This window comes from Micromonospora sp. WMMD1120, from assembly GCF_029626235.1.
GTDB lineage: Bacteria > Actinomycetota > Actinomycetes > Mycobacteriales > Micromonosporaceae > Micromonospora.
In genome coordinates this window covers 2518170-2541984 of the sequence record NZ_JARUBO010000005.1, presented here as the reverse complement: position 1 = coordinate 2541984, position 23815 = coordinate 2518170, and the positions used below count along the sequence as shown (strand labels likewise).

At 73.2% G+C, this 23815-nt stretch carries 24 protein-coding genes and 1 riboswitch; of the genes, 15 read left to right on the top strand and 9 right to left on the bottom strand.

Translation table 11 applies throughout. The features are described 5' to 3' along the window. Positions 1–9: 9 nt before the first annotated feature. Complete coding sequence (locus O7634_RS12035) at positions 10–978, bottom strand: hypothetical protein (RefSeq protein WP_278150217.1); 969 nt, start codon at positions 976–978, stop codon at positions 10–12. A gap of 13 nt (positions 979–991) precedes the next feature. Beyond that, positions 992–1201 (bottom strand): copper ion binding protein, encoded by a 210-nt coding sequence (locus O7634_RS12030; protein WP_278150216.1) that lies wholly within the window; start codon positions 1199–1201, stop codon positions 992–994. Between the two features lie 96 nt (positions 1202–1297). Between O7634_RS12030 and O7634_RS12025 the strand changes: the two genes are divergently transcribed. From O7634_RS12025 to O7634_RS12015, 3 genes are all read left to right on the top strand, one after another. Further along, entirely contained in the window at positions 1298–1594 is a 297-nt protein-coding gene (locus O7634_RS12025; RefSeq protein ID WP_030329541.1) for a metal-sensitive transcriptional regulator, read from the top strand. A gap of 328 nt (positions 1595–1922) precedes the next feature. Next, a complete protein-coding gene (locus O7634_RS12020) occupies positions 1923–3251 on the top strand; it encodes a YibE/F family protein (RefSeq protein ID WP_278150215.1) in 1329 nt (442 codons plus the stop codon). Between the two features lie 166 nt (positions 3252–3417). Next, positions 3418–3548: riboswitch (cyclic di-AMP (ydaO/yuaA leader) on the top strand. 4 nt (positions 3549–3552) lie between these two features. After that, entirely contained in the window at positions 3553–4572 is a 1020-nt protein-coding gene (locus O7634_RS12015; RefSeq protein WP_278150214.1) for a hypothetical protein, read from the top strand. 69 nt (positions 4573–4641) lie between these two features. Here the strand turns inward: O7634_RS12015 and O7634_RS12010 are convergent, their stop codons facing one another. Next, on the bottom strand, positions 4642–5349 hold the full coding sequence (locus tag O7634_RS12010; RefSeq protein WP_278150213.1) for a carbonic anhydrase: 708 nt from the start codon (positions 5347–5349) through the stop codon (positions 4642–4644). Between the two features lie 183 nt (positions 5350–5532). Here O7634_RS12010 and O7634_RS12005 point away from each other — a divergent pair, with 183 nt between their 5' ends. Together O7634_RS12005 and mycP are read left to right on the top strand one after the other, a co-directional pair. Continuing rightward, positions 5533–5868: a MarR family winged helix-turn-helix transcriptional regulator gene (locus O7634_RS12005; protein ID WP_278150212.1), complete on the top strand. Its 336-nt coding sequence runs from the start codon at positions 5533–5535 to the stop codon at positions 5866–5868. Positions 5869–5920: 52 nt separating this feature from the next. Then, positions 5921–7150, top strand: coding sequence for a type VII secretion-associated serine protease mycosin (gene mycP, locus O7634_RS12000; protein WP_278150211.1), 1230 nt, complete (start codon positions 5921–5923; stop codon positions 7148–7150). 116 nt (positions 7151–7266) lie between these two features. Here the strand turns inward: mycP and O7634_RS11995 are convergent, their stop codons facing one another. The 3 genes from O7634_RS11995 to eccCa all read right to left on the bottom strand — a co-directional run bounded on the left by O7634_RS11995 (position 7267) and on the right by eccCa (position 12050). Then, positions 7267–7545, bottom strand: coding sequence for a WXG100 family type VII secretion target (locus tag O7634_RS11995; protein WP_278150210.1), 279 nt, complete (start codon positions 7543–7545; stop codon positions 7267–7269). A 25-nt stretch (positions 7546–7570) separates the two neighbouring features. Continuing rightward, positions 7571–7879, bottom strand: a complete 309-nt coding sequence (locus O7634_RS11990) for a WXG100 family type VII secretion target (RefSeq protein ID WP_088977186.1) — start codon at positions 7877–7879, stop codon at positions 7571–7573. Positions 7880–8084: 205 nt separating this feature from the next. Then, positions 8085–12050, bottom strand: coding sequence for a type VII secretion protein EccCa (gene eccCa / locus O7634_RS11985; RefSeq protein WP_278150209.1), 3966 nt, complete (start codon positions 12048–12050; stop codon positions 8085–8087). A gap of 166 nt (positions 12051–12216) precedes the next feature. Here eccCa and eccD point away from each other — a divergent pair, with 166 nt between their 5' ends. Continuing rightward, positions 12217–13614: a type VII secretion integral membrane protein EccD gene (gene eccD, locus O7634_RS11980; protein ID WP_278150208.1), complete on the top strand. Its 1398-nt coding sequence runs from the start codon at positions 12217–12219 to the stop codon at positions 13612–13614. 28 nt (positions 13615–13642) lie between these two features. Here eccD and O7634_RS11975 read toward each other — a convergent pair whose 3' ends face one another. After that, entirely contained in the window at positions 13643–14818 is a 1176-nt protein-coding gene (locus tag O7634_RS11975) for a type VII secretion protein EccE (protein WP_278150206.1), read from the bottom strand. A gap of 162 nt (positions 14819–14980) precedes the next feature. On the opposite strand from O7634_RS11975, the gene eccB reads away from it, so the two are divergent. From eccB to O7634_RS11935, 8 genes are all read left to right on the top strand, one after another. Beyond that, positions 14981–16537, top strand: coding sequence for a type VII secretion protein EccB (eccB, locus tag O7634_RS11970; protein ID WP_278150205.1), 1557 nt, complete (start codon positions 14981–14983; stop codon positions 16535–16537). A gap of 46 nt (positions 16538–16583) precedes the next feature. Further along, positions 16584–16994 carry a hypothetical protein gene (locus O7634_RS11965; protein ID WP_278150204.1) on the top strand — a complete coding sequence of 137 codons (411 nt, stop codon included), beginning with the start codon at positions 16584–16586 and terminating at the stop codon, positions 16992–16994. Beyond that, on the top strand, positions 16987–18252 hold the full coding sequence (locus O7634_RS11960) for a WXG100 family type VII secretion target (RefSeq protein WP_278150203.1): 1266 nt from the start codon (positions 16987–16989) through the stop codon (positions 18250–18252). The genes O7634_RS11965 and O7634_RS11960 overlap by 8 nt, the downstream gene beginning before the upstream one ends. A 189-nt stretch (positions 18253–18441) precedes the next feature. Continuing rightward, positions 18442–18801, top strand: a complete 360-nt coding sequence (locus O7634_RS11955; RefSeq protein WP_278150202.1) for a hypothetical protein — start codon at positions 18442–18444, stop codon at positions 18799–18801. A 153-nt stretch (positions 18802–18954) separates the two neighbouring features. Next, positions 18955–19752 carry a hypothetical protein gene (locus O7634_RS11950; protein ID WP_278150201.1) on the top strand — a complete coding sequence of 266 codons (798 nt, stop codon included), beginning with the start codon at positions 18955–18957 and terminating at the stop codon, positions 19750–19752. Positions 19753–19785: 33 nt separating this feature from the next. After that, complete coding sequence (locus O7634_RS11945) at positions 19786–20127, top strand: YkvA family protein (protein ID WP_278150200.1); 342 nt, start codon at positions 19786–19788, stop codon at positions 20125–20127. A gap of 31 nt (positions 20128–20158) precedes the next feature. Then, positions 20159–20566 (top strand): TIGR03618 family F420-dependent PPOX class oxidoreductase, encoded by a 408-nt coding sequence (locus O7634_RS11940; RefSeq protein ID WP_278150199.1) that lies wholly within the window; start codon positions 20159–20161, stop codon positions 20564–20566. Positions 20567–20744: 178 nt separating this feature from the next. Further along, positions 20745–21398, top strand: coding sequence for a C39 family peptidase (locus O7634_RS11935; RefSeq protein WP_278150198.1), 654 nt, complete (start codon positions 20745–20747; stop codon positions 21396–21398). Between the two features lie 11 nt (positions 21399–21409). Here the strand turns inward: O7634_RS11935 and O7634_RS11930 are convergent, their stop codons facing one another. Then, positions 21410–22735, bottom strand: coding sequence for an FUSC family protein (locus O7634_RS11930; protein ID WP_278150197.1), 1326 nt, complete (start codon positions 22733–22735; stop codon positions 21410–21412). A 170-nt stretch (positions 22736–22905) separates the two neighbouring features. Here O7634_RS11930 and O7634_RS11925 point away from each other — a divergent pair, with 170 nt between their 5' ends. Beyond that, positions 22906–23505, top strand: a complete 600-nt coding sequence (locus O7634_RS11925) for a hemerythrin domain-containing protein (protein ID WP_278150196.1) — start codon at positions 22906–22908, stop codon at positions 23503–23505. A 70-nt stretch (positions 23506–23575) separates the two neighbouring features. Here the strand turns inward: O7634_RS11925 and O7634_RS11920 are convergent, their stop codons facing one another. After that, a complete protein-coding gene (locus tag O7634_RS11920; protein ID WP_278150195.1) occupies positions 23576–23758 on the bottom strand; it encodes an antitoxin in 183 nt (60 codons plus the stop codon). Positions 23759–23815: the final 57 nt, after the last annotated feature.

Sequence of the window (23815 nt, the reverse complement as noted above, 5' to 3'; positions counted from 1 at the left end):
CTGGTCCCGTCAGTCGTGCCCGTGCCCGGGAGTGCCGTGATCGGTGCCGCCGCTCGGGCCGGGCGAGGCCGGGGTGCTGGCGTTCCCGGCCGGGACGGCGCCGGCGACGACAGTGAACTCGGCGGTGCGCACCCGCCCGCCGTGCTGGAAGTCGAGATAGAGCCGGTAGCTGCCCGCCGAGGGAATGTCGGCGAAGAATGTGACGGCCGGGCCGGGCCGGGTGCGCCCGTCACCGGGCGTGCCGTCCGGGTGCACGTGCAGGTATGCCAGATCTCCCCGGCGCAGCGCGACCAGGTGCCCGTACGCGCCCAGGTAGGGCTCCAGGTCGGTGACCGGTCGCCCGTCGCGGCTGACGGTCAGGGTCAGGGGCGACGTGCGGCCGGGCTGTGGGGCGCCGGTCAGGGTCACCGTGTAGCCGTCGACGGTGGCGCTCGTCGCCGGGGCGGGCAGCGGCGTCTCGGTCGACTCGCCGGGGACCGTCACGTCCACCCCGAGGGTCAGCGGCTCACCTCCGGTCGGGGCGAAGTCGGCGAAGGCCCGCCACTGGCCGGGACCGGCGAGCGGGGTGTCGACCCGCCAGGTGCCGTCCGGGGCCAGATCGGGGTGCACGTGCCGGAAACCGGAGAGGTCCCGCCGGGCGACGATCAGGTGCATCTGCCGGTCGTGCGCCACGTCGTACCGGGTCACCGGGCGGCCGTCCGGCCCGGCGATCCGGAAGGCGAACTCGCCGGCCGGGGCGTCGACCGGTTCGAGGGTGTAGCCGCGGTCGGAGACGAGCAGGCCGCCGGGCAGTCGGTCGGCCGCCTCGTCGCGCACCTCCGGCGCGGGGGTGACGGCGTCGCGCGTTGGGGTGGCGGCGACGTCGCGCCCGCTCTCGGCGGCCGGGGCCGGGTCGATGACCCGCGCCACCCCGTACGTCGCGCCGAAGACCGCCACCAGGCCGGCGGCGAACCCGGCCAGTCGCGTCACGGTGCGCATGCCGGCCCGCCGATCACGCGTCGACGAGGTCGTAGCCGGCCTCGTCGACGGCGGCCCGGACGACAGCCGGGTCCAGCGGCTGGTCGCTGCTGACAGTGACCCGTCCGGCGGCGAGGTCGACCTGCACCTCACGCACGCCGTCGATGGCGCCCACCTCGGCGCTCACCGCGCTGACGCAGTGCCCACAGGTCATGCCCTGCACCTGGTACGTCGTGTTGACCATGGAACGTCTCCCTCTGCGAGTACCGGTACCCGGTGGGGGTATCCCACCCGGGAAGCACCGTACCATACCCCCCAGGGGTACGCTATCCTGGTCGGTATGACCGCACCCACCCCGATCCGTGGCTACACCGCCAGCAAGGACCAGCTGCTCGCGCGGCTCCGCCGCGTCGAGGGGCAGGTCCGGGGCATCGAGAAGATGGTCGACGACGACCGCTACTGCATCGACGTGCTCACCCAGATCTCCGCGATCCAGGCCGCTCTCGACAAGGTGGCGCTGGGCCTGCTCGACGGGCACGCCCGGCACTGCATGCACGAGGGCGCGGCCGAGGGGCGGGCCGACGAGATGGCCACCGAGATGATGGCGGCGGTCGGCCGGCTGATGAAGCGCGGCTGACGGCCCGCACTCCGCCGCATGGCTCCACCATGCCGGTCCGGGCGCCGCGACACCGACGGTTCGGCCATCCGACACTCCGGCCTGACCTGCGACTCCCAGTCGGGCTGGTTAGCATCTCCGACGATGGCCCTCCAGCTGCCGCCGCCCGGCCGGGCGCGGCGACGCCGACACCGCGTCGCTCCCGGCCGACCGGTCCGGTCGCTGACCGTCAGTGCTCGGGCGGTGATCGGTCAGCGACACGCGACATCCCGCACCGTGTTTCCGCGGCGATGGTGAACCAACCGGCCCGCTGACCCGTACCCCGCACCGGATCGTTTGGAGTCACGCCTTGGGTTCCGACCACACCCGTCCCGCTCCGTCCGCCCCGCCGAGGGTGCGACGGATACTCGTCTTGACGGTGGTGCCCCTCTTCGTCGCGACGGTGCTCGCCGCGCTGCTGCTCTGGCCGCGCGGTGGCGCGCCGCGGACCGACGGGGGCGCGGACGTGCCGCGTTACCCCGGCACCGTGACCCGGGTGGTGTCCGAGCCCTGCCCACCGACGCCGTCGACCCCCGAGGGCACACCGAGAGTCGGCGACGGGCGGTGCGGCACCGTCGACGTGCTCGTGGACGGCGGGCCGACAGCGGGTCAGCAGGTGCGGACGCCGGTGCCGGACGGACCGGGCGCGCCCCGGGTCGAGGTCGGCGACAAGGTCATCCTGGTCGAGCTGGCCGACCCGGTCGATCCCAGCACCAGCAACTGGAACATCGCCGAACACCAACGGGGGACCCCGCTGGTGTGGCTGGCGGTGGTCTTCGCCGCCGCGATCGTCGCGTTCGGTCGGTGGCGCGGGCTGGCCGCCCTCGCCGGACTGGCCGCCAGCTTCGCCATCCTGCTCACCTTCGTGCTGCCGGGCATCGGGGCGGGCCGCTCGCCGCTGCTGGTGGCAGTGGTCGGCGCGGCGCTGATCATGTTCGTGGTGCTCTACCTGACGCACGGGATCACCGCGCAGACCTCGGTCGCGGTGCTCGGCACCCTCGGCAGCCTGGTGCTGACCGGCGTGCTCGCCACCATCGCCACTGCCGCCACCCACCTCACCGGCTTCGGCAGCGAGGACGCGACCACCCTGTCGATGTTCCAGGGCGACGTGGACCTGCACGGCCTACTGCTGGCGGGCATCATCATCGGGTCGCTCGGCGTGCTCGACGACGTGACCGTCACCCAGGCGGCCACCGTGACCGAGCTGGCGAACGCGAACCCCGGACTGACCCGGTTGCAGCTCTACCGGGCGGCCACCCGGGTCGGCCGGGCGCACATCGCCTCCACTGTGAACACCATCGTGCTGGCGTACGCGGGCGCCTCGCTGCCCCTACTGCTCCTGCTCACCGCCGACTCCCGGCCGCTCGGGCAGATCCTCACCAGCGAGTTCCTCGCCCAGGAAATCGTCCGCAGCGCCGTCGCCACCCTCGGCCTGATCGCCGCCGTGCCGCTCACCACCGGACTGGCCGCCGTGGTGACGGCGGCCGGGCGCGCTGACTCCACGCCGTCCGCCGACAGCCCCTCCGCGCGCCCCCGGCCGGATCGCGCGGAGGCGTTGGCCGCACTCGCCTCACCGCCCCCAACCACGGCTGCCGATCGGCGGCCGGAACCGAACAGGAGCACGGATACGGCATGGTGACACTCCTCAGCGTGACCAGATCGGGCATCCACCCTGAGAACCGCGTCACTGGTCACTCAACGCTATGGCGAAATGACACTTTTGGTCGTCATCCCGGCGTAGCTCACCCGGTCGACTCTCGGGTAACCTCGCTGCCGGTCACCGAGGAAGGCGCGAAGCGGCGCCTGCGGTGCCACCGCCCAATCGCCAACCGGCGAGCCGGGGACCCAGGTAGGTGGGGTGAATCCGCGTCAGCGGTAGGGGCCGCTTCCGTCCCGAACCCGTCAGCTAACCCGGTCGGCGGTCGACGGAAGGGAACATTGTGACGGCACCCCTACGCCGCTGGTTGACTCCCGTGGTGGCCGTGATCGCCGCACTAACAGTGCTCGCCGGACCCCACCCCGCTCAGGCCGCCCCGACGAATCCCACACCGTCGGGCCACGAGGAGGACGGCGAGCCCAAGCTGCTCAACGACGTCATCGAGCAGGCCAACCGCGACTACTCGGCCGCGAAGTCCAAGCTGGACAAGTCCAAGAAGCGGCAGCAGGATCTGGCGCGCGAGGTCGCCCGTGCCCAGGCCGACCTGGACGCGCTCGCCCCGCAGGTCGGTGAGATCGCCGCCCAGGCGTACCGGACCGGCCGGATCGGCGCGGTCGCGATGCTGCTGGAGAGCAGCACACCGGACTCGTTCGTCCGCCGCGCGGCCACGCTCGACGAGATGAACATGATCAACGAGAACAAGCTCTCCGAGGTCAACGAGGTGAAGACCCGAGCCGAGCAGGCCAAGCTGGCCCTCGACACGGAGGTCCGCGAGCAGCAGAAGCAGACCGCCCTGATGGCCAAGCGCAAGAGCGAGGCCGACAAGGCCCTCGCCCTCGTCGGCGGCAAGGGCTTCACCGGCGGTCTGGTGGACGCCACCTCACCGGTAGCCAAGATCGGCCCGGGTCGGACGGCCGACGGTGACTGGAAGCCCCAGTCGTGCAGCGAGAAGGACCCGACCACCTCCGGCTGCGTCACACCCCGGACGCTGCACGCCTACAAGGAGGTCAAGCGGGCCGGCTTCAACCGGTTCGTCGGCTGCTACCGGCCCGGCGGGCCGTGGGAGCACCCGAAGGGGCGCGCCTGCGACTGGTCGCTGCAGAAGAGCGGCTTCTCCCCGTGGCACAACGAGGACACCCGGACGTACGGCAACAACGTCGCCGCGTTCCTCATCCGCAACGCCGACCGGCTCGGCATCTACTACGTGATCTGGAACCGGCAGATCTGGTTCCCGGCGACCGGCTGGAGTTCGTACAGCGGACCGTCGAACCACACCGACCACGTCCACATGTCACTGCTCTGACCCACCTGATCCCCGTCGAGGGCCGTTCCGCGTGCTGCGGAGCGGCCCTCGACGCGTCAGGCGGCCGGGTCAGACGGTGGCCGGCGCGGCCGGGTCGTCGAGCGTCGCGAAGCCGGCCGGTACGGCGGCCACCGGGCGCACCACACCGGCGGCGAGTCGGTAGGACAGGCCCACCACGGCGCACCGCCCCTGCGCCACCTCGTCGGCCAGCACCGGCGACTGACCGAGCAGCGTCTCGACGGTCTGCGCGATGTGCACGTCGACGATGCCGTCGATGTCGTCCACACCCTCGGTCTCGGCGCGGCGGAGGCTGGGCAGCACGGCGTCGACCACGGCCCCCAGGTGCCCACCCGGCGTGCTCCCGGTCGTGCTGGCCGTCCGGGCCGCCTGCACCGCGCCGCACGAGTCGTGGCCGAGGACCACCACCAGCGGGGTGCCGAGGACCGTCACCGCGTACTCCACGCTGCCGAGCACCTCCGGCCCGGTGGTGTGTCCGGCGGTGCGGACCACGAACAGGTCGCCCAGCCCGCGATCGAAGATGATCTCGGCGGCCAGGCGGGAGTCGGAGCAGCCGACGATCACCGCGAACGGTTGCTGCCCGTCGGCGACGGCGGCCCGCCGCCCGGCATCCTGGTTGGGGTGTCGTGGGGTGCCGTCGACGAAGCGCCGGTTCCCGGCGACCAGCTCGGCGTACGCCTGGGCCGGCTCGCGGGGGGCGGCCACCGGCTCGGCGGACCGCTGTGGGCCCGGCTGCCCGGACGTCCCGATCTGACTCATCCCGCACCTCGTCTCGACGTGTTTCACCTGGTCAACCGGCTTCTGCGCCGGGCCGGCGGCGGGCGCTGGCTCGGGCTCCACGGTCACACGCACGGTAAGATGCGTCAAGGGATGCGTGATTTAGATTTCATACGTTGCCCCGAGGACGGACGAGTTCCCGACACCCGCAAAGGCGGTCGCACGATGGCGAGCACACCGACGAGCGACAGCGGCGGCGGGCGGAACTGGACATTCCTCACCAACCACGGACACGTCCTGCTCGCCATCGCCCGGGACCCCACCGCCCGGCTGCGCGATGTCGCGGCCGAGGTCGGCGTGACCGAACGGGCCGCGCAGGCGATCGTCGCCGACCTGGAGGCGGGCGGCTACCTGCACCGCACGCGGGTCGGGCGGCGCAACGAGTACACCCTGAACCCGGCGGGCCGGTTCCGGCACCCCGCCGAGGCGTACCGGCAGGTCGGTGACCTGCTCGCGCTGTTCGCGGAGCATCCCCGTACGACGGACCGGCCGCCGGCCTGATCCCGGTCACCGGGGGCCGCTACCCGACCGGTCACAGCGGTAATCTTTGCGGGTGCGCGAATGCCGGCCGACGAGCGCGACCCAGCCGTCCCGACGTACCCCCCGGCGTGTCCTCAGTGGAGCGGCGGCGGTCCTGCTCGGCGCGGGTCTGCTGGTGCCCTCCCCGGCGAGCGCGGCGCCCGCCTGCGGGCCCGCCGGCACCGAGAGCCTGACCGAGACGCCCTGGGCGCTGCGCCGACTGGAGCCGTCGTCGGCGTGGCCGCTGTCCCGGGGGGCCGGCGTGACGGTGGCCGTCATCGACTCCGGGGTCTCCGCGACCCATCCGCTCCTCAAGGGCCAGGTGCTCGAGGGCCGCGACTTCAACAACCTCCCGGCCAACCAGGGCCAGTGCGACGAGGCCGGGCACGGCACGCTCATCGCCGGCATCATCGCCGGCCGGGAGGGCGCGGGCGTGCCCTTCAGCGGCGTCGCCCCGGCCGCCCGGATCCTGCCGATCCGGGTGTTGCCGCAGCTCGGCGACGTCAGCGACGAGCAGTTGCCAGCGGAGATCGCGGCGGCCATCGACTGGGCCGTCGCGCAGGGCGCGGACGTGATCAACCTGTCCCTGACCACGATTCCCCAGCCCGAGCTGACGGCGGCCGTCGAGCGTGCGCTGGCCAAGCGGGTGGTGCTCGTCGCCGCCGCCGGCAACCGCTCGGAGAACTCGCAGAACCGACCGGGCTACCCGGCCGCGTACCCCGGGGTCATCGCCGTCGGTGGGGTGGACGAGCAGGGCGGTCACGTGGGCACCTCGATCAGCGGCGACTACGTCGACATCGCCGCGCCGGGCCTGAACATCGTCGGGCCGGCCCCCCGGGGCGACGGTTACCGCGCCGTGCCCGACGGCGGCACCAGCTATGCCGCCGCCTACGTGTCGGGGACGGCGGCGCTGGTCCGGGCCGCCTACCCGCAACTCACGCCGCAGCAGGTGGCGGAACGGCTGGAACGCACTGCGGACAATCCGCCGGAGGGCCACAACGCCGACATCGGCTACGGAATGGTCAACCCCTACCGGGCGGTGTCGAGCCTGCTCGGCACCCGGGCGAACCCGCCCGCCGGCGCGATCCCGGCCCCCGCGCCGCGCGACGACCCGCTGGGCTGGCAGCGCTCCGTCGCGGTCTGGGCGGCGGTGATCGGTGGGCTGCTCACCGTGCTGTTGCTCGTCGTACGGCCGATCGTGACCCGGGGCCGGCGCCGCGACTGGCGACCCGGCCGGCGCACCGACGCGCCGGCCGCCGGTTGACAGCAACGCCCCCGCACGACGCCCATGCGAAGCAGCGACGCCCATGCGAAGCAACGACGCCCATGCGAAGCGGCTCTGACCCGGTCGACCGGGTCAGAGCCGCGCAGGCGAATGCCTCAGCCCCACACCTTGGAGTTGCTCATCTCCGTGCTGAGGTAGTTTTCGCGGGCGATGCCGACGGCGCCGCCGATCTCGTTCAGGATGCGGTTGATGTCACGGACCGCCGCGTCCCACTTCGCCTGGTGCTGCTCGTAGGCGACCCGGTCCTCGCCGTCCCAGTGCAGCTTGGTCAGCATCGACCGCAGCGTGTCGAGCTTCTCCTCGAGGGTCTTCGAGATGGCCTGCATCTGCTGGTTGCTGCTCTCGAGGACCGCATAGTCAACTTTGATCGTCACGATTTCCTCCTCTGCCGGTTGCGGATCACGGGTTGAGAGCAGAGTGGAACTTGTCCAGCATCTGCTGCTGCTCCTCGTCGTTGACCTGGTGCGTCGTCCCCGACTTGTCGAGCAGGTCGGCGATGTTGTCCATCGCCGTCAGCAGCTTGACGGTGTCCTCATTCCAGCGCGTCATCAGCGACTGGAAGCCCGTGGACGCCTGACCCTTCCACGCGATGGCCAGGTCGTCGACGACATTCCAGAGCTTCTTCAGCTCGCCGTCGACCTCGCTGCGCGTGGACCGCACGTCACTCGCGGCGGTATGCAGAGTCGCAGCTTCGACCTCGAACGCCATGCTTCACACCCTTCCGTCTGTTGTGGTGGCGGCTGCGCCGCACCCCCTCCCCCGCGGCAAGGCAGCAACACCCCACCGACGGACACTCCAGTGAAGACCGTAGCGGAAGCCGTCCAACCCTCGCAGCCCTGACCGGCGACGTTCGATGGATGGCGGTGAATCGGACCGGATCGGCCCGCCGCACCCCCCGAAACGTCGACCTCGATCAGGCCGGCTCCGACCACGCGGTCTGGATCAGTTGCTGGCCGTCGCGGCGGCGTACCAGCGTGCCCCGACCCGGAGGCTGCGGGCTCGGCCGCAACGTGCCGAAGACCGCGCCCTCCTCCCGGTTACCGGACATCAGCAGGCCGGGCGAGTCCAGCTCGCGCAGCCGTTGCAGCACCGGCTCGTAGAGCGCCCGGGACACACCGCCGACCCGACGCGTGATGATCAGGTGCAGCCCGATGTCGCGCGCCTGCGGCAGCAACTCCTGGAGGGCGCTGAGCGGATTGCTGCCACCGGACGCGACGAGGTCGTAGTCGTCCACCAGGATGTACAGGTCGGGGCCCTTCCACCAGCTCCGGTCGCGCAGCTGGGCGGTGGTCACGTCCGGGCCGGGCAGTCGGTTGGACAGCGCGCTGCGGATCGACCCGAGGCCCTGGGCGAACGCCTGGTTGGACGGGGCGTAGTCGAGCAGGTGATCGCCCTCCACAGCGCCCAGCAGACCCCGCCGGTAGTCGGCGATCACCAACCGGGCCTGGGCCGGCGTGTACCGCTCGGTGATGCCCCTGGCGACCAGCCGCAGCAGGTTCGTCTTGCCGCACTCGGCGTCGCCGAAGACCGTCAGGTGCGGCTCGTTGGCCAGGTCGAGGTAGACCGGCGCGAGCGCCGACTCGTTGACACCGATCGGGATCCCGGGCGCCGACCGGTCGATGATCCGGGCCAGCTCGGCCACCGGAAGCCGCCGCGGCAGCAGTCGCACCTTCGGCGCCGGACGGCCCGGCCAGTTCGTCGCCACGTGCCCGGCCAGGGCCAGCGACGCCTCGCTCAGGTCGTCGATGTCCCGTCGACCGTCGATCCGCGAGATGGCGGTGAGGAAGTGCAGCTTGTCCCGGGTCAGACCCCGGCCGGGCGACTTCTCCGGCACGTTGGTCGCCGCGCGGCGGTCGATCTCCGACTCCGACGCGTCGCCCAGGCGCAACTCCAGCTTGGTGCCGAGCAGATCCCGCATGTTGATCCGGATCTCCGCCCACCGCACCGCGGTGATCACCACGTGCACACCGAAGCCGAGACCCCGGTTGGCGAGCGTGGTGATGGTCTGCTCCAGCTCCTCGTACTCCTGGCGCAGCGTGTTCCAGCCGTCCACCACCAGGAACACGTCCCCGAACGGGTCGTCGCCGAACTCGCCGGCGGCCCGGCGACGCCGGTAGCTCGCCACCGAGTCGATGCCGTGCTGGGCGAACCGGGCCTCCCGGTCGTCCAGCACGGCGACCACCTCGGCCACCGTCCGACGGACCGCCTCCACGTCGCGCCGCCCGGCCACCCCCGCCATGTGCGGCAACCGCTCCAGGCTGCGGAGCGCGCCACCGCCGAAGTCCAGGCAGAAGAACTGCACCTCCCGGGGCGTGTGGGTGAGCGCCAGCGAGGCGAGCAGCGTACGCAGCATGGTGCTCTTGCCACTCAGCGACCGGCCGACGATGACCACGTTGCCGCCCGCGCCGGCCAGCTCGACCATCATCGGGTCGCGGCGCTGCTCGTACGGGCGGTCCACCACGCCGACCGGCACTGTCAGCCGTCCCCGGCCCGGCCAGGACGCCGTGCACAGGCCGTACGTCGGGTCGACGGCCAGCGGGCCGAGCAGCTCGCCCAGGCCCGGCGGATCGGCCAGCGGCGGCAGCCACACCTGGTGGGCCGGTCGCCCCCGACCCTTGAGCTGGTCGATCAGCACGTCCAACATCGCCACGGCCTTGCCGTCGGCCGGCTGCTCCGGCTCCGGAGCGGTCGCCACCGGCACCTGCGGGACCTGGGCCGGGACGAAGTCGAGGCCGTACGGCACGATCCGGCGCTGCACCAGCGCCTGCGAGGTGGCGGCCTGCTGCCCGGGCGCCCGGTACGCCCCGGAGACGTACGCGGCCCGGAACCGCAGCATCGTGCTGGTGTCCGTCTTCAGGTAGCCGTGGCCCGGCGCGTTCGGCAGCTCGTACGCGTCCGGCACACCGAGCACGATCCGGCTCTCCACCGCGGAGAAGGTACGCAGACCGATCCGGTAGGACAGGTGGGTGTCCAGGCCGCGCAGCTTGCCCTCTTCGAGCCGCTGGCTGGCGAGGAGCAGGTGCACGCCGAGTGACCGACCCAGTCGGCCGATCATCACGAACAGGTCGATGAAGTCGGGCTTGGCGGCGAGCAGTTCGCTGAACTCGTCACAGATGATCAGCAGGCTGGGCATCGGGGCCAGCGGCTCACCTGCCGCGCGGGCCTTCTCGTACTCGAACCGGGAGACGTAGTTACCGGCCGCCCGCAGCAGCTCCTGGCGGCGCACCATCTCACCGGCGAGCGCGTCGCGCATCCGGTCGACGAGCGGCAGCTCGTCGGCCAGGTTGGTGATCACCGCGCTGGTGTGCGGCAGCGCCTCCAACGAGGCGAAGGTCGCGCCACCCTTGAAGTCGACGAGGACGAAGTTCAGCTCCTCGGACGAGTGGGTCACCGCCAACGCGGCCACCACCGTGCGCAGCAGCTCGCTCTTGCCGGAGCCGGTCGCGCCGATCACCAGTCCGTGCGGACCCATGCCCTCGTGCGCCGACTCCTTGAAGTCCAGCTCGACCACGTTGCCGTCCGGGCCGACGCCGAGGGGGATGCGCAGCCGGTCCCGGTGACCGCGGGGCCGCCAGGTGTTCTGCACGTCCACCGCCGCGGCATCACCGACGCCGAGCAGGTCGGGCAGCTCGGTGCTGCGCGCCAGCGGCTCCTCGTTGCTGGTCTGCTGCTGCGAGAGCCGGAAGGGGGCGATCTGCCGGGCCAACCCCTCGGCGGCCTCCGCGCTGAGCTGGTCGGGTCGACCCAGCGGTGACGTCGAGGTGCCCCGGACCAGGTCGAGCGAGCGTCCGTCGCCCACGTCGAGGCAGAGCAGCCAACGGCCGGCGTCGCGGGGCACCGTCCCGGACAGGTCGATGACGGTGGCGCCGAGCAGGCCGGGGCCCACCAGCTGGCAGGTCGGCGAGACCTCGCCACCGTCGACCACCACGACCAGGTGCGGGGCGGTGGTCAGCGGCTTGGCCTCCGGGGCGAACCGCGGCCGCCCGCCAAGCTCACCGGCGAGCGCCGCCTCGGCCTCGGCCAGGCTGGCGAAGACCAGCCGGCGCGCGCCGGCGGCGTCCGTCCGTCCTCTGTGGTGGGCGTGCGGCAGCCACTTCACCCAGCCCCAGGCGGACTGCCGGTCCGGCGCGGCGACCACGGCGATCACCAGGTCGTCAGGTGCGTGGAAGGTGGCCAGCTGCCCGAGCGCCGCCCGGGTCAGGCTGAGCACCGGCTCGCGGTCGCCGCGCAGCACCACACGGCTGAACGCGCGCACCGACAGCGCGGTCGGCAGGTCCGGAACCGTGGAGTGCGCACGGACGAACCGGCGCAGGGCGATGGCGCTCATCGGCTCCAGGTCCTCCACCGGCTTCGTCTCCGGGGGGACGATCTCCACCGCGAGCCGCTGCGGGCCGAGCGCGATGCGCGTCTCGCCGAAGTCGTCCTCGGTGACCCGCCGCTCCCAGAGCCGGCGGGAGGCGGCGATCGACCAGAGCGCGTCGGGCTCCGGGTGTCGCCAGGCCATCGCCGCCCGCTGCTGCTCCGCGGCGCGCCGGGTGCGCTTGCGCATCTGGGCCAGGTAGCGCATGTAGTCGCGGCGGTCGGCGTTCAGCTCGGCCTTGTCCTTACCGCCGCTGTTGGCGAGCGAACCGATCGCCATGCCGAGCATCGAGACGCCGAACAGACCACCGGCGACGTACGTCATCATGCCGCCGCCCCTGCCGGCGTAGAGGAACGCCATCGCGCCGACCCCGCAGAACATCGGCAGGATCATGAGCAGCTGCCCCATGCCGCGCGGTGTCGGCTCGGGCAGCTCGGGCGGCGACTCCAACAGCACCTCGCCGCGCGGCAGCGCCGGCCCCGGCTGACGCGGGAGCCGACGGAACACCACAGTGCTCACGGCTGTCTCCTCCCCAGAAGCGGCCCAGCTGACGTACGGCCACGGAACACAGCCCGCGGGTGGGCATCGTACGTGCCCGTCATCGTAGGTAATCTGCCGTGTGCGCGGTGGACCCGGACCACGGCACCGCAGCCAGCCGAGCACTGACGCACCCCTGGAGGCCACTGTGGCGACGAAGACGGCGACCGGTGGTCTGAGCCGGATCACCATCGTGGCGCCGCGTACCCGGATGGACCTGGCGCTGCCCTCGGACGTGCCGCTGGCCGATCTGCTGCCCACCCTGTTGCGCTATGCCGGCGAGGACATGGCCGACGAGGGCGCGCGGCACGGCGGCTGGGCGCTGTCCCGGTTGGGTGGCGCTCCCCTCGACGGCGGGCGTACCGCGGCGCAGCTCAGTGTCCGCGACGGCGAGGTGCTCTACTTCAACCCGCGGTCGGCGGCCGCTCCCGAGATCGTCTTCGACGACGTGGTGGACGCTGTCGCCACGGCGACCAACCAGCGGCCGGGCGCCTGGCAGACCGCCACGACCCGGTCCTTCGGTGTCGTCTTCGCCGCGGCGGCGCTCGGCGCCGGCGCGCTGGCCGCGCTCTTCGCGGGCCCGCCGCACCTGCCCGGCGCGCTGGCCGCGCTGCTCGTCGCGGTGGCCCTGTTGATCGGCGCGGCGGTGCTCTCCCGGGCCGCCGGGGACAGCGGCACCGGCGCGGTGCTGGCGGTGGTCGGTCTGGCGCACGCGGGCACCGGCGGCCTGCTGCTGCTCGCCGGCGACCGGCCGCTCACCGAGCTGGCCAGCCCGCACGTCCTGCTCGGGGCGACCGCAGCGGTGATCGCCGGCGCGGTGGCCGTGCTGGCGGTCGGCGACCGGTACCCGCTCTTCTTCGCCGCGATCGGCGTCGGCGCCGCCACCGGTCTGGGCGCGCTGCTCTGCCTGGCCTTCGGCCTCGACGCGGCGGCCGCCGCCGCGGTGGTGGCGGCTGTCGCGTTCGGTGTGGTGCCGGCGCTGCCGATGATGGCCTACCGGCTGGCCCGGCTGCCGGTGCCGTCGATCCCGACCGGCCCGGAGGATCTGAAGACCGACAGCGAGTCGGTCGACGGCCGGCAGGTGCTCCAGCGCAGCGAACGGGCCGACGCGTTCCTGACCGGTCTGCTGTGGACGTTCGCCCTGCTGGTGCTGGGCGCGCAGCTGGTGCTGGCGCTGGACGGGCGACTGGCGGCGGTCCTGCTCTGCCTGGTGCTGGCCCTGCTGGCGCTGCTGCGGGCCCGGCCGCTGCTGAGTCGCGCCCAGCGCACCCCGGTGTTGCTGGCCGGCACCGTGGGCCTGGGCCTGGCCGCCGCGACGACCTTCGCCGGCGGGACGCTGCCGGTCCGGCTCGGTCTGATCCTGGGCGGGCTGGTGCTGGCCGCGGTGATCAGCCTGATCTACGGTCTGACCGTCGCCGGCAAGCGCATCTCACCGGTCTGGGGCCGGCTGCTCGACATCGCCGAGATCCTGCTGATCATCGCGCTGGTTCCGCTCGCCTTCTGGGTCTGCGGCCTCTACGGCTGGATCGTCAACCTCCGCCCCTGACCGCGTTTCCGGCCGACCGTCAGCGCGGCTACGGACGGGAGGCGACGCCCAGCGCCGACGCGACCGGAGCGGTGGCGTAGACCCCGGGCGCGTGCTGGCCGTCCATCGGGCGGGTGGACGCGCCCGCGCGCTGCGCGATCTCCCGAACGACCTTGACCAGGGCTTCGACGTGGTTGTCCATCGCCGCGACCCGGAGCAGCGGCGCCGCCACCCGTCCGTCCGACACCGTCGCGGACACCGTGTGGGACGGGGCCGAGGTCGCGGTGATCGCGTCGACGAGTGGGCCGAGCGGCGCGTCCGCACGACCCCGCAGGGCCATGCAGCGGTGGGTCCACCCACCACCGCGCAGGCCGCGCCAGGTCTCCGACGGCGCCTCGGGCACCAGGTCCAGCCCGGCGGCGGAGACGATGGCCGCCCGCAGCTCATCGCGGTTGAGCGGCCGGTGGGCCAGCCCCGCCGAGGTCAACGCCTTGCCCAGTCGGCCGATCCCGGCGGCCACCGTCCGGTGCACACCGGGCAGCCCGCCACCCCGACTCACCGCCTCCACCCGGGCGTCCGCGACGCTGAGCCGTAGCGCCACCCAGACGGTCCGGTGCGCCGCCGGCGGGGCTCCGGGCGCCGGGTACCAGACCAGCGTGTGCGCGACGACCTGGGCCCGGGACACCGGGGCGCTGAAGTCCGCGAGGACGCCCAGCGCCCGGTCCACCATGGCGGCCTCGACCGAGCCGACGGCCGCGCCGCCGGCGGCCTGGAGGGCGACGGCGGCGAACCAGCCCTGCTCGTCCTGCCCGATGCCGAGCCGGGTGCCCCGGTCGGTCAGCTCGATGACGTTCAGCTCCGGGACGAGCGCGGCCAGCCGCGGGTCGGCCGCCGCGCCCCTCGCCAGCGCCGCCGCGGCCCGCTCCCCGCGTCGCCGCAACCGCCGGCGCAGCAGCAGGTCCTCGAACCACCAACGACCACCCCGACGGGCGAACGCGGCCACCACGACCAGCACCGCCAGCACGCCCACCACGGCGGGGAGCCAGCCGGGACCGGCCGTGGCGGCCCAGACACCGACGGCGCACAACTCGAGCACCACGAGCTGCCCGACCAGCAACGGTCCCACCCGTCCACGGCCGGGCCGGTCGGCCGGGGCCGCCGGCCGCTGTGGAACGTCGGACCGGTCCGTGGCCGCTCGGGCGGGTGGCGCCTGAACCTGCGTCATCGCTGACTGTCCCTCCTGCACGGTACGGCTCTGCGCCGGGTCTGCTCCGGTGCCGGTTGCGAACGGTGGTCCCAAGCAACCATCGCCGGCCCCTTATCGTAGGGAAGCCCGCGACGGCGCCCCGACCTGATCGTCGCGGATCCACCCCGCCGGAGGTAAGTCATGCGGACCCGCCGCGATCAGGTGCAGGCGTACCGCTTCGTCACCCGCCGCATCGTCTCCGCGCTGCTGTCCGGCGACCCGGAGACCACCAACCTGCCGATGCGGCGGCTCGGGATGGCGGTCTTCGGCAGTGTCATCGCCGCGGCCGTCGTGCTCGGCGGGGTGGGCGCCTACGGCCAGTTGACCGGGAACACCGCGCCGCTGGAGGACCAGACCCTGGTCATCGAACGGGAGACCGGCGCGACGTACGTGTTCCTCCAGGGCAAGCTGCACCCGACACTCAACTACGCCTCGGCCCGACTGATCGTGAACGACCCGAGCGCCGCGGTCCGGACGATGTCCCAGGCGTCCCTGCGGGACCGGCCACGTGGCGTCACCCTCGGCATCGTCGGCGCACCGGACGCCCTGCCGGACCGCAAGTCGCTCACCGGGCTGCCGTGGTCGGTCTGCGACGTGCCCGACCCGGTCGACACGCAACGCTCCACCACCCGTCTCGTGATCGACCGGGCTCTGCCCGGCGGTACGCCACTCGGCGACCGCGCGGTGCTGGTCTCGGCGGACGACCAGCGGTACCTGCTCACCAACGACATCCGGCTCCAGGTGCTCGACGTGGCGCGGACGACGACGGCGCTGCAGATAGCCGGAGCCGAACGACTCCGGGTCGGGCAACAGCTCCTCAATGCCGTACCGGCCGGGCCGCCGCTGCGCCGGCCCACCCTGCGCGGTGCGGGCGAGGCCAGCAACCGGAAGATCGCGGGGCGGCTGCACGCGGTCGGTTCGGTGTTCAAGGCCGCCGGGCGGCACTACGTGCTGACCCGGGAGGGTCTCGTCTCGGTCAGCGAGATCACCGCCCTGCTGCTGGTCAGCGACGGGGCCCAGATCACCGACATCACCCCGAACCAGGCCAGCGAGGTGCTCGTCGAGCAGCGGATCGAGGAGGAGGGGATGCCGCAGACCATGCCCGCCCTCTACCCGGCCCGGCCCGGCCAGACCACGCTCTGCGCGACGTACCGGGCGGGCAGCGCCGGTGGTCCGCCGACCACCACGCTGGAGGTCTTCGACCGGGTGCCGGTCGAGCTGACCGACAGCGATCCCGGCATGGTGCCGGTGCGACAGACCGGCCGGGACGCCGTACGCACCGCCGAGGGGGTGCTGCTGCCCGGCGGCAAGGGGGTCATCGCGCAGGCCTCACCGGGTGCCGGCACCAGCGGGTCCGGCGCGGCCGGCTCGACCATCTACCTGATCAGCCCGCAGGGCATCAGGTACCCGTTGGGCTCCCCGGAGACCCTGGAGGTGCTCGGCTACGGCGGCGTCACCCCGCTGGCGGTGCCCGGCTCGCTGCTCTCGCTGATCCCGACCGGTCCGACCCTCAACCACGAGAACGCGTTGGCCGTCTTCGCGCCCGACGTGCCGGAGCCGGCCGCACCGACCTCCGCCGCACCGACCTCCGCCGCGCCGCCGTCCGGCGCGACGCCGTCCGCTCCGGCCAGCGGGGGTACGGCCAGCAGCGGGGCCGGTGACGTGGCGGCCACCGGATCGCCGGGCGCCGACGGTTGAGCAGTGTCGGCGGGTCGCCCGGAATCGCGGTGGTGGACTAACCTGAATGTCGCTGACGGTTATCAACCAGAACGACGGGGATGTTGCCATGGCCGGGCGTACGGAAGTCGACCTGTTGTCCCTTGAGGACTTCCACGAGCACTTGGCGGCACGGTTGAGCCAGGCCGAGTCGGTGCTCCGCAAGCTCAACACCGAGATGCAGTGCCGCCCTCCGGCGCTGGGCACCTTCTTCGACGCCACCGACCAGGCACGTCACTACAGCGCCGTGCACCAGTCCTACGTGGACCAGGCCGAGCGGATCCGACAGGCGGTGCTCGCGGCACAGCAGGCGACCAGCACGATCCTGAGCAACTACCGCACCGCCGAGGCCCGTAACGCGGCCAACGCCGAGGATGTCACCGCCGCGCTGACCCCTGTCGACCGGGCGTTGCAGCCAGAGGGGGACCACGGTGTCTGAATACACGCAGCGTTACCAGGGCAACAGCCATCAGGAGCTGTATGACGCCCTGATGGCGGGCAAGCCGGAGCAGATCGAGGGCGTGGCCGCCCAGTGGGCCGAGCTCAAGGGCATCCTCGACGGGCTCAGCCGGGAGTTGAACGGCGACCTCGAGAAGCTCGCCAACACCTGGACGGGCTCCGCTGGTCGCGAGTTCCACCGCCGACTCGGCTTCATCGTTGCGCACAGCGACGCGCTGGGTGAGGGGATGGCGGGCATCAAGCAGGGGTTGACCATGATGGCCGACCATCTGCGCAGCGCCCACAAGCAGGCGGAGAGCCCGGAGGAGACCGACGACAACGACCAGCTGATCGGTGGCGCGATCAAGGGTGCCGCCACCTTCGGCCTGACCGGTGCGATCGTCGGGGGCATCGCGGGTCACCAGCAGGACAAGGCCGAGCAGGAGAAGGCCCACCAGCGGATGGTGAACCTGGTGGCCGACCTGGCCAACAGTTACCAGATCTCCGCCTACGACCGGGTGGTCGACCCGCCGCCGCCGGATCCGGACACGCCGAACGGGGTCAGCAAGGACCCGACGACGCCCCAGGGCGTGTCAGGCATCGCCACGGTGAGCGCCGGCCCCCACGCCAGCGACAGCACGGTGCGCGGCGGTGACGCGACCGGCGCGACGCCGGACCGGGTCGACCGGCCGCCGGTCACCGGCGACACCACGATCCCCGGCCACGACGGCGTCGATGGCGGTCCCGGTGCGGTCATCGGCCCGGGCGGGGTGGGCAGTGCCAGCGGCACCTCCCTCGCCGGGGCGGATCCGCTGGTCGGGGGCGCGCTGGTCGGCGGGGGCGCCGCCGGTCTGCTCGGCCTGTCCGGGTCGCCCACGGTGGCCACCAGCGTCAACACCGGCCCCAGCCTGCTCTACGCGGCGCCGGGTGGGGCGCCGGCCGGTGGGGTGTTGCGCAGTGGTGCGCTCGCGGGCTCGGGCGGCACTCCCCCGCCGGCGGCTCGTCCGACCGGCGCGCCGGCCCCTGCCGAGAGCCGCCCGGTCAACGGGATCGGTCGCAGCTTCGACGGCCAACGCGGTGGTGGCGGCAATGCCCGACCGGGGTCCGGCAGCGCCAGCGGTCGTCCGGGGGTGCTCGGCGGGCACGGCCGGCCGCAGGACGACGACTCCGACGACCGGCTGACCTGGTTGACCGAGGACGAGATGGTGTGGCGGGACGGCGATCAGGCCGCCCCGCCGGTGCTCGGCACGGGAGACTGACTGCGATTCGTCGCTGGCGGGTTCCCCCCAGCGGCGGTGCCACCCGAGCGCGGTGCCCCCGTCCGGCTTGCTCCGGGTCGGGGGCACGGTGCTGCTCGAAGTCGTCCACAGTGCCACGGTGGTGGCTGTCACCCCGGTGCGGGCCGTCGCCGTGCTGCGATCTCCGGCGACGGGCGATAGGTTGGTGGGGTGTCCTCCGCAGTGTCCGCCCGCCCGGCCCGCTGGGCCGCGCTGCGGTCACTACGGGAGTTGACCCGACTGGCGATCACCGCGCTGGTGCTCGCGGTCGGCCTCGGTGCCGCCCTCGCCGCGACCCCGCCGCCCGCCCCCACCCCGCTGCGGCCGAGCGCCGTGAGCAGCCAGGTGGCCACGGTGCGCCCCGATGCCGGGCCGGCCACCGAACGAGCCGGCCGGCCCGCTGTCGCCCCGCCGTCCGAGTCGAGCCACACCACGACGGCTGTCGTCGCGATCACCGTCGACCCGGGGCACGCGCCGGCCATCGAGCCCGGCCGCGCCGCTCCCGCCCGGCGCGGTCCGCCCACCCGCTGACCCCGGCCCGGTCATCCCCGGGGCCCGGTCCCGGGTGATCCGTCGCGGCACCTGAGTCGCGACCGACGACATCACCCGCCACCTGGCCGACCGGCGCTGCCCGGGCCCTCCCACCGCCCGTCGATACCCGCCTTCGACCGTGAGGTGCTGATCATGCAATCCCTCCTCTCCGCCGCCCTGCCGGACCTCTCCTTCGCCGCCGTCATCTGGCTGACCCTGCTCGCGGTGATCGGCGTCGCCGTCTCCGCCCTCCTGCTGCGACCCGGTCGGCTCCGCTTCGATCCGGGCGCCCGGATCCGCCGTGCGGCGATGCCGAGCGACCTGGAACGGGCGCAGGAGGAGCGCGAGCAGGGCCGGTACGCGCAGGAGATCGCGGTGGCAGCCGAGCGGGCCGGCGCGACCGCCCAGCGCCGCCGGGCGGAGTGGATCGCCGCGCAGGAGGCGGTCGAGGCGGCCTGGGAGGCGTACGAGGGGGCCGAGGCAGCCGTACGCCGGCTCGAGGCCGCTCGGGCGATGCCGCTGCCGCAGACCACCCGGACCCCGGCCGAGTACGCGGACCGTGAGCGCTACCTGCACCGGGCGGCCCTGGACGCGTACTGGCGGCGGGAACTGTCGGTGGAGCAGCTCAGCGACGTGTTCGCACATCGCGACGGCTGGGACCCGCGGCTGCATCCGGTCGAGCAGGAACTCGTGTTGCGGCGGGCGATCCGCGACAACCTGGCGGCCCGGCACGCCGCGGCCCGCGAGCGGGAGCAGGCTGCCTGGCGGGCGGCGGAGGTGGCCGTGGCGGCGGCCCGCAGTCTGCGTGAGGAGGCGCACGCCGCCACCGGCCGGCGGGTCGCGGAGTCGGCGTCTGTGCTGCCGCTGAGCGAGGTGGCCCGACCGTCGGTCGAGCAGACCCGGGAGAACGCGGTGGTGGCGCGCGGCCGGGCGACGGTGCCCGCGTTCTGAGCCGCGTGGGGTCCGGTGGGTTAGCGTGACGGCATGTCCCGACAGGCGTGGGTCCTCGTGGTGGTTGCCGGCGTCCTGGCGCTCGCCACACTCGTGGGCGCTGTGGTGCTGGCGGTGCGGGTGGTGCGTACGCGGCGGCTGCTGACCGGTCTCGGCGCGGGCGGGAAGGTCGCCTTCTACGGCGCGCTGATCTACACGATCTTCCCGGTCGACGTGCTCCCGGACCCGATCTACCTGGACGACATGGGTGTGCTGGCCGGCGCGCTGATCTACCTCACCCGGCTGGCGCACCAGCGGCGGGCTGCCGGTCGGCAGCTGCCCGGTCAGCCGGACGCCCCGCCGGACCGGCGGCGGACCGGTCGCCGCGTGCCATGATCGGGGCCGGTTCGGGAGACGGGAGACGGGCGTGGCGGGCGATCATCGGCTGAGTGTGCGCGATGAACGCGTTGTCGCCTTCTGCGCGGAACGCCACCTGGCGACGCTCACCACGCTGCGGGCGGACGGGACCCCGCACGTCGTACCCGTCGGGGTGACCCTCGACCCGGAGGCCGGACTGGCCCGGGTGATCACCTCCGGCACCTCGCGCAAGGCCCGGCACGTGGCCGCCGCGGGGCCGTCCGGGGCGTCCGTCGCCGTCTGCCACGTGGATGGCCGACGGTGGCTGACCATCGAGGGCCGCGCGGTGGTGCGGTCGGATCGGGCCGCCGTGGCGGAGGCGGAGCGTCGTTACGCGGCGCGGTATCGGCCCCCGCGTCCGAATCCGGAACGGGTCGTCATCGAGATCACCGTGACCGGGTTGTTGGGCAGCCTCTGAGCGACCGGCGGGGTCTCGCCGTGGGCGGAATTCTCGAGGAGGCGGAGCGGTTGCGTACCCGGTAAGCCGAGGGTCGCGGCCACCGCGGGTCACGTCCCACGTGCGCCGAGCGCCATTCCCGGTGCTGCCGTCCGCCGCGACGAGCGGGGACGCCAACCCCCCGAACGGAGACTCGACAATGAACCCCATCGTGCACAGGAGTGGTCTGTCCGTCGCCGGCCTGCTGGTCGCCGGCGGTTGCGTCCTCGGCCCGGCGGTGGCCGCGCAGGCCGCTCCGGCGTCGACCGCCCCGGTCGCCCCGGCCTCGTCGAGCCAGAAGGACAGGCCGGCCGAGCGGGTCCTCGCGATCGACTACCAGGCCCAGCCGAACTTCTACTACTGCGGCCCGGCCGCGACCCGGATCGCCCTGTCCGCCCAGGGCAAGGCGGTCTCCCAGGACGAGGTGGCGACGCTGCTCGGCACCACCGAGGCGGGCACCCCCTCGGCCCTGGACACCACCCGGGTGCTCAACGAGCTGACCGGGGGCAGGTACCGGACCACCGAGATCCGTGACTCGGTGGCCCGCCCGGAGCAGGTCGAGCAGCTGCGCCGCGACGTGCTGGCCGCCGTGGACGCGGGCCGGCCGGTGGTGGCCAACATCAAGGGCACCACCGTGGACACCGACGGCAACCCGCACTCGTACGAGGGTGGCCACTACCTGACCCTGGTCGGCTACCGCGACAACGGTGACCTGATCCGGGTCGCCGATCCGGCCGACCCGGCCCTCGGCGAGTACTGGATGAGCCTGCCGAAGGTCGCCAACTGGATCGCCGAGCGCGGCTACTCCTCCTGACCGGGACAACCTCACCGGGCCGGTCTCTCCCGCGCGGGGGGACCGGTCCGGCTGTCGGCGCGGACACGGGCGGCGACGTGCGCGCGGCGACGAGCCCGGGCGGCCCGGGGCGGCCGGGGCCGCCGCATCTGTCTCCGGGCCGGTGGGTGGATCTCGGCCTCGCCGGCGCCGGCCGCCCGACGCACTATCCGGTTGGCGTCGTCGGGCTCGCGACCACACGCCCTGAGCAGGTCGCTCGACGCGGTACGCAGTCCGGTCACCAGCGACTCGCCGAACGAGCCCACCCCGGTAGCGACCGCCCGTCCGGCCGACTCGGCGCACTCCTCGACGAGCCGGCGCATGCGCTTCGGATCTTCACCGGTCTGGCACTCAGTGCGCATCTCGGCGACCGCCTGACCCAACCGGCTCATCGCGTCCGGCAGCTCCGGTGGCATCGGCTCGTCGTACTGCAGCGCTGTCGTCGACCAGCGGGCCATGCCGCGGCTGTTCAACAGCAACCGCTCCAGTTGAGCCGCGCTGCGGGCGTACCTGTGGTACTGCTGCCGGCGGTGCCACCGTGCCGGGGCGATCGTCACCACCTCCTCCGCGCCACTCAACGCGTCGTGCAGACGGCTGAGGTCGTCGTCGGTGCCGCGCAGGCGGTCCAGGACCTTCAGGCTCCGGTCCTCGTCACGGTCGCGCATCGCCTCGGCCAATTCGCCGAGCTGCTGGGAGAGGATCGCAAAGATCGGCGCGGCGGCCCGGTCCAGCACCCGCATCGGATTGACCGGCAACAACAGCGCCACCACCACCAGGCCGACCGCCCCGCCGACGAGCGCGTCGAAGATCCGGGGCAGCTCCAGACCACGGTTCATCGGGGCGAGCGTGGCGATCAGCACCGCTGTACCACCGGCCTGACCGACGAGCGCGCCGCCCTTGCCGGCCACCAGCAACGCGACGGCGATGGCCAGCGCGACCACCACACCCGTCTGCCACGGGCCCGAGCCGAGGACGTAGCGCAGCCCGTCGCCGATGACGATGCCCAGGCCGACGCCGCCCAGCAGCTCGAAGGTACGCCGGGCCCGCTGCCCGATGGCGGTGGCGATCGTACCGACGGCGGCGGCGGGGGCGAAGACGTGCGAGCCGGGGCCGAGGAGGTGCTGGGCGAGCAGGGCGGCGATCGCCGCGGCCAGCCCGGCCTGGATGGAGATCACCAGGGTGAGTTCCCACTGCCGGGCCCGGATCCGGCCGGCGCGCCCACCGCGGTGGCGTACCCGCTGAACCGCCGTGCCGCCGCGTTCGGCGACCGCGTCGAGCCGCGACCGGTCGCGGTCGGCGTGCGGGCGGTCGGTGGTCATGGCGGCGGTTACCCCACGATCGGAGGGGCAATCGCGCCGGTCGGTCGGCACCGTCACCCGGGGACCCACCGGCACCGTTGAACACATCGTCGACTGTGGGTTCGGTTATCCCCGTGGGGGTACCACTGCCACACACCTCCCACCGACCGCAACCGGTAAGGGGCCGTGACATGAGCGATTCGCAGATCACCGACGATCGTGACGTCGTCGACCTGCTGATCTCCGACCACCGCACGGTCGAGGCGCTCCTCGTCGAGCTGGAGACCCGGCAGGGCGCCGCGGAGCACCGCCGTCACCTCGCCGACGTGGTGATCGCCGAGCTGGTCCGGCACGCGGTGGCCGAGGAGGCGTACGTCTATCCGATCGCCCGCAAGGTGTTGCCCGACGGGAACGAGATCGCGGACAGCGAGATCGCGGAACACGCCGACGTTGAGCGGGCCATGAAGGAGTGGGAGTCGACCGATCCGTCCGGCGCGCGCTTCGACGAGCTGCTGAGCTACCTGGCCGGCGTCGTCCGCGACCACGTACGGGAGGAGGAGAACGAACTCTTCCCCCGGCTGCGCGCGGCGACGGCCCGGGAGGAGCTGGTCGACGCGGTGGCGAAGGTGACTGCCATCAAACAGCTCGGTCCGACCCGACCGCATCCGGCCGGGCCGGAGCACCCGACGGCACACCGGCTGCTCGCTCCCGGGATCGGGCTGGTCGACCGGCTACGCGACGCCCTGACCGGCCGGCCCACCTCGCCGGAGGAGCTTCGCCGGCAGCGCTGAGCGGGCAGTCCACTCCGGACCGGGCATCCCCGGGTCCGGACGCCGTGCGCCGGCCCGGGGACGACGCCGGTCACCGCACCTGGTCACCCTCACCGGTACGCGCCTGCGCCTGGTCGACGCCCTTGTCGATGTTGTCGGAGTACTTGCCGCCGGTGCGCTTGTCGGCCATGTCGCCCGCCTTGTCGAGGCCCTGGTCGACCTGCTTGTCGTGCTTGTCCGCGAAGTCCTTCGCCTTGTCCATGAAGTCGCCCACTGTGCTCCTCCTTCGGTGTGCTCCCGGTTGGTTGCCTTCCCCCGGTCCGACCGCGCA